The sequence below is a fragment of the Streptomyces sp. NPDC057950 genome (assembly GCF_042887295.1).
Lineage (GTDB): Bacteria > Actinomycetota > Actinomycetes > Streptomycetales > Streptomycetaceae > Streptomyces > Streptomyces kaempferi.
Window position 1 is genome coordinate 222835 of record NZ_JBHVPP010000018.1, and the last position, 11211, is coordinate 234045.

At 71.9% G+C, this 11211-nt stretch carries 10 protein-coding genes; 3 read left to right on the forward strand and 7 right to left on the reverse strand.

Features of this window, described 5'->3' with window-relative positions; translation table 11 throughout:
* Positions 1–29: 29 nt before the first annotated feature.
* Genes ACFVTC_RS28315 through deoC form a run of 3 tightly spaced genes read right to left on the reverse strand, consistent with a single transcriptional unit; the run spans position 30 to position 3359 of the window.
* Positions 30–929, reverse strand: a complete 900-nt coding sequence (locus ACFVTC_RS28315) for an aldehyde dehydrogenase family protein (RefSeq protein WP_390131329.1) — start codon at positions 927–929, stop codon at positions 30–32.
* Positions 922–2358, reverse strand: coding sequence for an aldehyde dehydrogenase family protein (locus tag ACFVTC_RS28320; RefSeq protein ID WP_390131330.1), 1437 nt, complete (start codon positions 2356–2358; stop codon positions 922–924). The genes ACFVTC_RS28315 and ACFVTC_RS28320 overlap by 8 nt, the downstream gene beginning before the upstream one ends.
* A gap of 5 nt (positions 2359–2363) precedes the next feature.
* Entirely contained in the window at positions 2364–3359 is a 996-nt protein-coding gene (gene deoC, locus ACFVTC_RS28325; protein WP_390131331.1) for a deoxyribose-phosphate aldolase, read from the reverse strand.
* Positions 3360–3492: 133 nt separating this feature from the next.
* Here deoC and ACFVTC_RS28330 point away from each other — a divergent pair, with 133 nt between their 5' ends.
* Complete coding sequence (locus ACFVTC_RS28330) at positions 3493–4128, forward strand: PH domain-containing protein (RefSeq protein ID WP_390131332.1); 636 nt, start codon at positions 3493–3495, stop codon at positions 4126–4128.
* A gap of 423 nt (positions 4129–4551) precedes the next feature.
* On the opposite strand, the gene ACFVTC_RS28335 is transcribed toward ACFVTC_RS28330, so the two are convergent.
* The 3 genes from ACFVTC_RS28335 to ACFVTC_RS28345 form a co-directional block, all read right to left on the reverse strand.
* Positions 4552–6189, reverse strand: a complete 1638-nt coding sequence (locus ACFVTC_RS28335) for a phospho-sugar mutase (protein WP_390131333.1) — start codon at positions 6187–6189, stop codon at positions 4552–4554.
* A gap of 161 nt (positions 6190–6350) precedes the next feature.
* Positions 6351–7175: a purine-nucleoside phosphorylase gene (locus tag ACFVTC_RS28340; RefSeq protein ID WP_390131334.1), complete on the reverse strand. Its 825-nt coding sequence runs from the start codon at positions 7173–7175 to the stop codon at positions 6351–6353.
* A gap of 98 nt (positions 7176–7273) precedes the next feature.
* The gene (locus ACFVTC_RS28345) at positions 7274–7711 is read right to left on the reverse strand and encodes a gamma-glutamylcyclotransferase (RefSeq protein ID WP_390131335.1); all 438 of its coding nucleotides are present in this window, start codon (positions 7709–7711) and stop codon (positions 7274–7276) included.
* Positions 7712–7729: 18 nt separating this feature from the next.
* On the opposite strand from ACFVTC_RS28345, the gene ACFVTC_RS28350 reads away from it, so the two are divergent.
* Both ACFVTC_RS28350 and ACFVTC_RS28355 read left to right on the forward strand, forming a co-directional pair.
* Positions 7730–9268, forward strand: coding sequence for an NAD(P)H-quinone dehydrogenase (locus tag ACFVTC_RS28350; protein ID WP_390131336.1), 1539 nt, complete (start codon positions 7730–7732; stop codon positions 9266–9268).
* Between the two features lie 167 nt (positions 9269–9435).
* Positions 9436–10398 carry a DeoR/GlpR family DNA-binding transcription regulator gene (locus ACFVTC_RS28355; RefSeq protein WP_390131337.1) on the forward strand — a complete coding sequence of 321 codons (963 nt, stop codon included), beginning with the start codon at positions 9436–9438 and terminating at the stop codon, positions 10396–10398.
* A 679-nt stretch (positions 10399–11077) separates the two neighbouring features.
* Here ACFVTC_RS28355 and ACFVTC_RS28360 read toward each other — a convergent pair.
* Positions 11078–11211: acetyl-CoA carboxylase biotin carboxyl carrier protein subunit (locus ACFVTC_RS28360; protein ID WP_385091732.1), on the reverse strand; the 134-nt coding region annotated here is incomplete at its 5' end.

Below are 11211 nucleotides of genomic sequence, written 5' to 3' on the forward strand. Positions count from 1 at the left end.
CGCGCCCCTCGGGGGCGCGGGGAACCATCTCAGTACGATGAGCCCGAGGCGCCCAGCGAACCGGTCGGGTGCCAGACGGTCTTCGTCTCCAGGAAGGCCGTGAGGCGCTCGATGCCGGGGGTCACCGCGTAGTCCACAGGCTGTGGACGCAGAACCCGCTTCAGGTTGTCGGCCGCGGCGATCTCCAGCTCCTTCGCCAGCACGTCGTCCGCGCCCGCGAGGTCGATCGCGTTGACGTCCTGGTGCGCTGCGAGGGGGGCGGCGATCTCCGCCGTCCTGCCGGAGAGGACGTTGACGACACCGCCCGGGAGGTCGGAGGTCGCCAGCACCTCGCCGAGCGAGAGAGCAGGCAGCGGGGACTTCTCGCTCGCGATCACCACGGCCGTGTTACCGGTGGCGATCACCGGGGCGATCACCGAGACCAGGCCCAGGAACGAGGACTCCTGGGGCGCGAGGACGGTGACGACGCCGGTCGGCTCCGGGGTCGACAGATTGAAGAACGGGCCCGCGACCGGGTTGGCCCCGCCCACGACCTGGGCGATCTTGTCGGTCCAGCCCGCGTACCAGACCCAGCGGTCGATCGCCGCGTCGATCTGGGCGGCCGCCTTCGACTTCGACAGGCCCTCCGCGTCCGCGACCTCGCGCGCGAACTGGTCGCGGCGGCCCTCCAGCATCTCGGCGACGCGGTAGAGGATCTGGCCGCGGTTGTACGCGGTCGCGCCGGACCAGCCGCCGAACGCCTTGCGCGCGGCGACCACCGCGTCACGGGCGTCCTTGCGGCTCGACTGCGGGGCGTTCGCCAGCCACTTGCCCTTCGAGTCCGTCACCTCGTACACCCGGCCGCTCTCGGAACGCGGGAACTTCCCGCCCACGTACAGCTTGTAGGTCTTGAAGACACTCAGACGCTGCTCTTCGGACTTGTCAGACATCGAGGTACGCCTCCAGGCCGTGGCGACCGCCCTCGCGGCCGAAGCCCGACTCCTTGTACCCGCCGAACGGCGAGGTCGGGTCGAACTTGTTGAACGTGTTGGACCAGATGACGCCCGCGCGCAGCTTGCCGGCGACGGCCAGGATCCGGGAACCCTTCTCCGTCCAGATGCCCGCCGAGAGGCCGTACTGGGAGTTGTTGGCCTTGGCGACGGCCTCGTCCGGGGTGCGGAAGGTGAGGACGGAGAGCACCGGGCCGAAGATCTCGTCGCGGGCGATGGTGTGCGCCTGGGTGACGTTGGTGAACAGCGTCGGGGCGAACCAGTACCCGGAGGAGGGCAGTTCGCAGGCCGGGGACCAGCGCTCGGCACCCTCGGCCGCACCCTGCTCGACGAGCGAGGTGATACGGGCCAGCTGCTCGGCGGAGTTGATCGCGCCGATGTCGGTGTTCTTGTCGAGCGGGTCGCCCAGCCGCAGGGTGGAGAGCCTGCGCTTCAGCGAGTCCAGCAGCTCGTCCTGGATCGACTCCTGGACGAGGAGCCGGCTGCCCGCGCAGCAGACCTGGCCCTGGTTGAAGAAGATCCCGGTGACGATCCCCTCCACCGCCTGGTCGATGGGGGCGTCGTCGAAGACGATGTTCGCGCCCTTGCCGCCCAGTTCGAGCGTGACCTTCTTGTCGGTGCCGGCCACCTGGCGGGCGATCGCCTTGCCGACGGCCGTGGAGCCGGTGAAGGCGACCTTGTTCACGTCCGGGTGCTCGACGAGGGCCGCGCCCGCGTCGCCGTACCCGGGAAGGATGTTGACGACGCCCTTGGGCAGGCCCGCCTGGCGGCAGATGTCCGCGAAGAACAGCGCCGACAGGGGAGTGGTCTCGGCGGGCTTGAGGACGACCGTGTTGCCGGTCGCCAGCGCCGGTGCGATCTTCCACGCCAGCATCAGCAGCGGGAAGTTCCAGGGGATGACCTGGCCGGCCACGCCCAGCGGACGCGGGCCCGCGCCGAAACCGGCGTGGTCGAGCTTGTCGGCCCAGCCCGCGTAGTAGAAGAAGTGCGCGGCGACCAGGGGGAGGTCCGCGTCGCGGGTCTCCTTGATGGGCTTGCCGTTGTCCAGCGTCTCCAGGACGGCGAGCTCGCGGGAGCGCTCCTGGATGATGCGGGCGATGCGGAAGAGGTACTTGGCGCGCTCGGAACCGGGCAGCGCCGACCACTTCTCGAAGGCCCTGCGGGCCGCCTTCACGGCGCGGTCGACGTCCTCGGCGCCCGCACGGGCGACCTCGGAGAGGACCTCCTCCGTGCTGGGGCTGACGGTCTTGAAGACCTTGCCGTCCGCCGCCTCGGTGAACTCGCCGTCGATGAACAGGCCGTACGAGGGGGCGATGTCGACGACCGAGCGCGACTCGGGCGCCGGTGCGTACTCGAATGCAGATGCCATGGTGATCAGTCCACCGTCACGTAGTCGGGGCCGGAGTAGCGGCCGGTGGCCAGCTTCTGACGCTGCATCAGCAGGTCGTTCAGGAGCGAGGACGCGCCGAAGCGGAACCAGTGGTTGTCCAGCCAGTCCTCGCCCGCGGTCTCGTTCACCAGGACCAGGAACTTGACGGCGTCCTTGGTGGTGCGGATACCGCCGGCCGGCTTCACGCCGACCTGGATACCGGTCTGCGCGCGGAAGTCGCGGACCGCCTCCAGCATGAGCAGCGTGTTCGACGGCGTCGCGTTGACGGCCACCTTGCCGGTGGAGGTCTTGATGAAGTCCGCGCCGGCCAGCATGCCGAGCCAGGAGGCCCGTCGGATGTTGTCGTACGTCGACAGCTCGCCGGTCTCGAAGATGACCTTCAGACGGGCGGCGCCCGAGGCCTCCTTCACCGCGACGATCTCGTCGTACACCTTCAGGTAGTGGCCCGCGAGGAACGCCCCGCGGTCGATGACCATGTCGATCTCGTCGGCGCCCGCGGCGACGGCGTCCCGCACGTCGGCCAGCTTCACGCCGAGCGCGGCGCGGCCCGCCGGGAAGGCGGTGGCGACGGAGGCGACCTTCACGCCGGAGCCGGCCACGGCCTCCTTGGCGGTGGCCACCATGTCGGGATAGACGCAGACCGCGGCCGTGGCGGGCGCCGTGCGGTCGGTCGGGTCCGGGTGGACCGCCTTGACGCCGAGCGCCCGGACCTTGCCCGGGGTGTCCGCGCCTTCCAGCGTCGTCAGGTCGACCATCGAGATGGCGAGGTCGATCGCGTACGCCTTCGCGGTCGTCTTGATGGAACGGGTGCCGAGCGAGGCGGCGCGCGCCTCCAGGCCGACCGCGTCGACGCCGGGCAACCCGTGCAGGAAGCGGCGCAGGGTGCTGTCGGACGCGGTCACGTCGCCGAGTGCGTGGGTGGGGGCACCACCCTGCTCGAGCGATGTCGAGTGCTTGGGGGAGGGTGCAGTGGTGGGCATGGTCACCACCCGAGCATATCTACGCGCGTAGCGGCTGTACAGCCCCGGGGGCGGGTGCGGAAGGGACCGGTGGAACAGGCGAGGCGCCGGGGGCGGGGGAGGCCGTCGCGAGCCGTCGGGCAGAATCGAGGGCATGACGACGCCCGATCACCAGCCACCTCCGCCGGACGCCCCGCGCCCCGAGTCGAGGGACCGGATCTACCGGTCACCCGCCGGCCTCGCGGGCGGCGTGCTGCTGCTCGCCATCATCGGCTGGCTCGGCATCGACGCGCTGGTCTCGGCACACGGGCGTACACCGTGGCTGACGCTCGCCGCGATGATCCTGCTGGTTCCGCTGGTGAGCGCCTTCACGCTGCGCCCGGCCGTCTACGCGAACGAGGACCGGCTGCGCGTCCGCAACCCGTTCCGCGTGATCGTGCTGCCCTGGAGCGCGATCGCCTCGCTGCGCTCCGGCTACTCCAACGAGGTCGTCACCACGGACGGCACCAAGTACCAGCTGTGGGCGATCCCCGTCTCGCTGCGCTCCCGCAAGCGCGTGGCCAGGCGGCAGGCCCGGGGGGCCGCGGCCGGTGCGCGCGGGCGCGTGGCCCCGGCCGCGCCCGCGCGCGCCCAGGCCGACCAGGCCATGGACGACCTGCGCGAGCTCGCCGCGGCGCACCCGGCCGCGGAAGGGGCGCAGGGCGCGGTCAGCGTGCGCTGGGCGTACGAGGTCATGGGCCCCGCCCTCGCGGGCGCCGTGGTGCTGGCGATCCTGCTCGCGGTGGGGTGACGACGCCACCGCGGTGCGGCGGGTGAACCGGCGGGCCGTTCGCGGAGGTGGCGAGGGGTGGTGTCCGTTCGCCGGACGGGCGGGACGCGGTGTCCGTTCGCCCGGGTGGTGGACGGCCGACGTGCGCTCCGCGGGAGCGGGTGGAGGGCTGTGCCTGTGCCGGTGACGCCGGGACGGGTGGAGGGCCGTGCCTGTGCCGGTGACGCCCTGGGACTCGGCGGTGCGCTACCGGTAACCGTTCCTCGGTCGGGTGGCGGCGCACGGGAGCGCTGCGTCAAGTGCCGGGCGGAAATCACCCGTAAGGGCGGTGGAGGGGTGGTGCGGGGTCCTCGGCGGGCCCCGCCCGGTCCCGGCTCCGTGGGCCCGCCCCGGCCTGATCCGTGGGCCCACCGGGTCCCGCCCGGTGGGCCCACGGGGCGGGCGTCAGATGCCGGCCGCCGCCGACAGGTCGCGCTTGATGGCCGTGAGCAGCTCGGCGGCCTTGGCGTGGGCCGCGGCGAGTCCGGCGTGCGAGCCGACCGGGACCACGACCTCCAGGTAGCACTTCAGCTTCGGCTCCGTGCCGCTGGGGCGGACGATGACGCGGGCGCCGTCCAGCGTGTAGCGCAGACCGTCCGTGGGCGGGAGCGTGTCCGTGCCCAGGGTGAGGTCCTCGGCCCGGGTGATGGGCAGGCCCGCCAGTCGGGTCGGCGGCTGTTCGCGCAGGCTGCGCATGGCGTTCGCGATCACCGAGAGGTCCTCGACACGGACGGAGAGCTGGTCCGTGGCGTGCAGGCCGTGCTCCACGGCGATGTCGTCGAGCAGGTCCAGCAGGGTGCGGCCGTCCTCCTTGAGCCGGGAGGCGAGCTCCGTGATCAGGAGGGCGGCGGTGATGCCGTCCTTGTCGCGCACCCCCTCGGGGTCGACGCAGTAGCCGAGCGCCTCCTCGTAGCCGTAGCGCAGGTCCTCGACGCGGGCGATCCACTTGAAGCCGGTCAGGGTCTCCTCGTACGCCAGACCCGCCTTCTCGGCGATCCGGCCGAGCAGGGAGGAGGAGACGATCGACTCGGCGAAGGTGCCGCGGACTCCGCGGTCGACGAGGTGCCGGGCGAGCAGCGCGCCGACCTCGTCGCCGCGCAGCATCCGCCAGCCCGCGCCGCCGCGGCCCTTCACGGCCACCGCGCAGCGGTCCGCGTCGGGGTCGTTGGCGATGATCAGGTCGGGGTCCGTCTCACGGGCCTTCGCGAAGGCGAGGTCCATCGCGCCGGGCTCTTCCGGGTTCGGGAAGGCGACGGTGGGGAAGTCCGGGTCCGGCTCGGCCTGTTCGGCGACCAGCACGGGGGCGGGGAAGCCGGCGCGGGCGAACGCGGCGAGCAGGACGTCCTTGCCGACGCCGTGCATCGCCGTGTAGACGGTGCGGGCGGTGCGCGGGGAGCCCTGGGCGAGTACGGCGTCCGTACGGGCCAGGTAGGCGTTCAGGACGCCCTCGTCGAGGGTCTCCCAGCCGCTGTCCGGGCGCGGGACGGTGTCCAGGCCGGTGACGGCGTCGATCTCGGCCGCGATCCCGGCGTCCGCCGGGGGGACGATCTGGGAGCCGTCGCCGAGGTACACCTTGTAGCCGTTGTCGCGGGGCGGGTTGTGGCTGGCGGTGACCTCGACGCCCGCCACGGCGCCGAGGTGCCGTACGGCGTAGGCCAGGACGGGTGTGGGGAGGGGGCGGGGGAGCACGGCGGCCCGCAGGCCCGCGCCCGTCATGACCGCGGCGGTGTCGCGGGCGAAGTCGGCGGACTTGTGGCGGGCGTCGTAGCCGATGACGACGAGACCGCCGGCCTCGCCCTCGGCCTTGAGGTACGCGGCCAGACCGGCGGCGGCGCGGATGACCACCGCGCGGTTCATGCGCATCGGGCCCGCGCCGAGTTCGCCCCGCAGGCCCGCGGTGCCGAACTGGAGGGTGCCGCTGAAGCGTGCGGTGAGCTCGGCGACGTCCCGGGCTTCGATGAGCTTGGCGAGTTCCTCACGGGTCTCCGCGTCGGGGTCCTCGGCCAGCCACGCCTCGGCCCGTGCGATGAGTTCGTCCTGCACGTCGGGTGTACCTCTCTGTCTGTGGTGCCTTGCTGTATACCCGGCCGCGGAGGGCTTACCGCGCCCCGGGCCGGGTCACCCGGGGGCGCGGGGAACCACGCGACCCGCCCCCACCCACCCTGGGCCGTACGGCGGCACCGGGGGACCGGAGCGCGCGATCCCTACAGCCGGTCCAGGACCTGGGTGAGCAGCGCTCCCATGCGGGTCGCGGAGTCACGGCCCGCCTGGAGGACCTCCTCGTGGTTCAGCGGCTCGCCCGTCATGCCGGCGGCGAGGTTGGTGACGAGGGAGATGCCCAGCACCTCCGCCCCGGCCTCGCGCGCGGCGATGGCCTCGAGCACCGTCGACATGCCGACGAGGTCCGCCCCGATGGCGCGGGCCATCCGGATCTCGGCGGGCGTCTCGTAGTGCGGCCCGGTGAACTGCGCGTAGACGCCCTCCTCCAGGCTGGGGTCCACCTCCTTGCAGAGGGCGCGCAGACGCGGGGAGTAGAGGTCGGTGAGGTCGACGAAGTTCGCCCCGACGATGGGGGAGGTCGCCGTCAGGTTGATGTGGTCGCTGATCAGCACCGGCTGACCGGGACGCATGTCCGCGCGCAGGCCACCGCAGCCGTTGGTGAGCACGAGGGTCTTGCAGCCGGCGGCGACGGCCGTACGGACACCGTGGGCGACGGCGGCGACCCCGCGGCCCTCGTAGTAATGGGTGCGGCCCAGGAAGACCAGGGCCCGCTTGTCGCCGATCAGGTACGAGCGGACCTTGCCGCCGTGGCCCTCGACCGCGGGCGGGGGGAACCCGGGCAGCTCGGTGACCTGGAACTCGGCCTCGGGGGTGCCGAGGGCGTCCGCGGCCGGAGCCCAGCCGGAGCCCATCACGAGCGCGACGTCGTGGGTCTCGGCGCCCGTGAGCTCCCGCAGGCGGGTGGCGGCGGCGTCGGCAGCGGCGTAAGGGTCGCCCTGGATGTCGTCCGGAAGAAGAGATGCGTTCACGCGCATGAGGGTAGCCGGTCCGGGCCTACGCGCGTAGATGACAGAGCTCACGGTCCTGCGATCGTTGTCTTGTCGTTTCCAACGAAGAGCCGCGTGCGTCAGCAGGGGCGCTTGCGCAGCTCCATCACGTAGTCGTGGGGCGCTCCGGCCGACTCCGCCGCGTCGGCGATCTCACCGAGGTAGCGCGCGGAGGGGAGGCCGCCCTCGTACCCGTTCAGTACGTACACCCACGCGGGTTCCTCGCCGTCCAGCGTGTGCACCCGTACCCGCATCCGGCGGTAGATGTCGAGGCCCACGCCCTCCCAGCGGTCCATGGAGTCCTCGTCCAGGGGGGCGATGTCGTACAGCGCCACGAAGACCTGCGAACGGGGCGCCTCGACGACGGTGACGAGCGCACCCTCCCACCCCATGTGCTCGCCCCCGAAGGTCAGCCGCCAGCCGTTCAGCCAGCCGGTGGCGCGCAGCGGCGAGTGCGGGGCGCGGCGCGTCATGAGCCGCGGGTCGAGATTGCCGGCGTACGCGGCGTAGAGCGACATGTGGTCGAGGGTACGGCAGTGGACACGTGCGTCTCCCGCGTAACAGAAGCAGCTCGAATGCGCGGTCGGCGGCCCCCGGGGCGCCAGCACCTTGAAGCGTGCGGGACAATGGAGTACGTGACTCGGATCGTGATCATCGGTGGCGGACCCGGCGGATACGAGGCGGCCCTGGTGGCCGCCCAGCTCGGCGCGGAGGTGACCGTCGTCGACTGCGACGGTCTGGGCGGGGCGTCGGTGCTCACCGACTGCGTGCCGTCGAAGACCCTCATCGCGACGGCCGAGGTGATGACGACCTTCGATTCGTCGTACGAGGAACTCGGCATCATCGTCGCCGACGACACCCCGCCGTCGGAGCGGTCCGCTCGGGTGGTCGGGGTCGACCTCGGCAAGGTCAACCGCCGGGTGAAGCGGCTGGCGCTGGCCCAGTCGCACGACATCACCGCCTCCGTCACCCGGGCAGGCGCGCGGGTGCTGCGCGGCCGCGGCCGGCTGGAGGGCATGCAGTCCCTGGACGGCTCGCGCAAGGTCGTCGTGCGCGCCGCGGACGGCACCGAGGAGACACTCGTCGCCGACGCCGTCCTCATCGCCACCGGCGGGCACCCCCGTGAGCTGCCCGACGCGCAGCCGGACGGTGAGCGGATCCTGAACTGGACGCAGGTGTACGACCTGGACGAGCTGCCCGAGGAGCTCATCGTGGTCGGGTCCGGTGTCACCGGCGCCGAGTTCGCCGGCGCCTACCAGGCGCTCGGCTCGCGGGTCACCCTCGTCTCCAGCCGTGACCGCGTGCTGCCGGGCGAGGACCCGGACGCGGCGGCGGTGCTGGAGGACGTCTTCCGGCGCCGTGGCATGAACGTCATGGCCCGTTCGCGCGCCGAGTCCGCCAAGCGGGTCGGCGACCGGGTCGAGGTCACCCTCTCCGACGGCCGCGTCATCAGCGGCTCGCACTGTCTGATGGCCGTCGGCGCCATTCCGAACAGCAGCGGGATGGGTCTGGAGGAGGCCGGGGTCAAGGTCAGGGACTCCGGGCACATCTGGACCGACAAGGTGTCGAGGACCACGGCTCCGGGCGTGTACGCGGCCGGTGACGTGACGGGCGTCTTCGCCCTCGCCTCGGTGGCGGCGATGCAGGGACGTATCGCCATGTACCACTTCCTGGGCGACGCGGTCACTCCGCTGAACCTCAAGACGGTGTCCTCCAACGTCTTCACCGACCCCGAGATCGCCACCGTGGGCTACTCGCAGGCCGACGTCGACGCGGGCAAGATCGACGCCCGGGTCGTCAAGCTGCCCCTGCTGCGCAACCCGCGCGCCAAGATGCAGGGCATCCGGGACGGCTTCGTGAAGATCTTCTGCCGTCCGGGCACCGGGATCGTGGTCGGCGGTGTGGTCGTCGCCCCGCGCGCCTCGGAACTGATCCACCCCATCTCGATCGCGGTCGACAACAATCTGACGGTCGAACAGATCGCGAACGCGTTCACCGTGTATCCCTCCCTTTCGGGCTCGATCGCCGAGGTGGCCCGGCAGTTGCACACCCGTAAGCTGACCGACGAGGGCTGACGGGCGAAAGCGATTTCCCGCTGGTCACGGGGAGTTGCCGCCCATTCCCGCGGCATAGGCGGCGCGAGTAGACGCGTATACCACTTCGTACCCCGTCATGCGAACAACTTCTGTTATTCGGCGCAAACTGCTGAAAGCAGACGGTCGTTGGGGTTACTGTCAGTTTCGTGTTCGCTGCAGAACGTCGCCAATTGATCCTCGAAATGGTGCGAGCGAACGGGGCCGTGTCGCTCCGTGAGCTCGCCCGCGTCGTCCAGACCTCCGAAGTGACCGTACGGCGGGACGTGCGCGCACTGGAGGCAGAAGGACTCCTCGACCGCCGGCATGGCGGTGCGGTATTGCCGGGCGGGTTCACGCGGGAGTCCGGCTTTCCGCAGAAATCGCATCTCGCGACCGCCGAGAAGACGGCCATCGCCGATCTCGCCGCGGGTCTCGTCGAAGAGGGCGAGGCCATTGTGGTGGGCGCGGGTACCACCACGCAGGAGCTGGCTCGCCGGCTCGCGCGGGTCCCCGGGCTGACCGTCGTCACCAATTCCCTGCTGGTGGCCCAGGCGCTGGCTCACGCCAACCGTGTCGAGGTCGTCATGACGGGTGGCACCTTGCGCGGCTCCAACTACGCGCTGGTGGGCAGCGGTGCCGAGCAGTCCCTCCAGGGGCTGCGGGTCTCCCGGGCCTTCCTGTCGGGCAGTGGGCTCACCGCCGAGCGCGGCCTGTCCACCTCCAACATGCTGTCGGCGTCCGTCGACCGCGCGCTGGTGCAGGCCGCCGCGGAGGTCGTGGTCCTCGCCGACCACACCAAGCTCGGCACCGACACCATGTTCCAGACGGTGCCGACCGATCTGATCACCCGTCTGGTGACCGACGAGCCGCCCGCGCACGACGATCGCGCGGTCACCGAACTGCAGGCGCTGGCGGATCAGGGCGTGCAGATCGCGGTGGCGGGACAGTCGGGCGGTGGTACGGGAGGCGATACGGCCCCGGCGGGGCGTCAGCCGCGCCGGGACGTGCCGCTCCCCGGTCCGCGGCGCGGTCAGGTCCCGGGCGCCGGACCTCAGTTGCGCAGCGCGACCTCGCTGGGGGAGCAGTCCCCCGGAGAGCGGGCGCGGGTGGCGGATTTACGCCGCCGCTGACCGAGGCGCCGACCGACGGACGGCCCGAGGCACAGGCCGACTTACGGGCTGACGTAGGGGCCGAGGTGCCTTCCGACGCGCGGGCCGAGCCCGCCGTCCGGCATCGAGCGAGGCACCGACCACCTCGGCCGTGACCGTTCGTGACGGCCTGTGGTGACCTATGACGGTACGCGGCGGCCCAGTTGGCCGAAGGCGACCGCTTGCGTCCTTCCGACCGCCGGTGAGGCCGACCGCCGGTGAGGCCGGTCGCCGGTTCCTGGCGGCCCGTCGCGGCCCCCACCCAACGGATCGTGCCGGCCCGTGCTGGAGCCGTACTCCGGATGCCCGTCCGGCCGTCCCCGTGTGAGCCCGCCGGGTCACGTCCGCCGGAAGCCGTACACCCCCACCGGAAGCGCGGTACGCCCGCGCCGGTGCTCACTTTTCACCCGAACGGGCGACCTCCTCCGCCGCGACCCCATTCACCCGCGCGATACCCGATCCGCGCGGAGCGGACCGGTCCGGTCCGCTCCGGTAGGGGACCACGGCGTGCACCTGGACCTGCACCTGGGCCTGGACCTGGGCTTGGACCTGCACGTGGACCTGGACCTGAACACGGCGAAGCGCCCGGCGGACCGACCGTTCCGGTCCACCGGGCGCTTCGGATGTCGTGCGGACCGGGACCGGTCCGCACGACGGTGTCTCAGTCCTTGATCTCGCAGATCGCGGCGCCCGACGTGATGGACGCGCCGACCTCCGCGCTCAGGCCCTTGACGGTGCCGGAGCGGTGGGCGTTGAGGGGCTGTTCCATCTTCATGGCCTCCAGGACCACGATGA

Excerpts from the sequence above, each read along its gene's own strand:
- ACFVTC_RS28315 (WP_390131329.1), bottom strand. The coding sequence starts at position 929 with ATGTCTGACAAGTCCGAAGAGCAGCGTCTGAGTGTCTTCAAGACCTAC.
- ACFVTC_RS28320 (WP_390131330.1), bottom strand. The coding sequence starts at position 2,358 with ATGGCATCTGCATTCGAGTACGCACCGGCGCCCGAGTCGCGCTCGGTC.
- deoC (WP_390131331.1), bottom strand. The coding sequence starts at position 3,359 with ATGCCCACCACTGCACCCTCCCCCAAGCACTCGACATCGCTCGAGCAG.
- ACFVTC_RS28330 (WP_390131332.1), top strand. The coding sequence starts at position 3,493 with ATGACGACGCCCGATCACCAGCCACCTCCGCCGGACGCCCCGCGCCCC.
- ACFVTC_RS28345 (WP_390131335.1), bottom strand. The coding sequence starts at position 7,711 with ATGTCGCTCTACGCCGCGTACGCCGGCAATCTCGACCCGCGGCTCATG.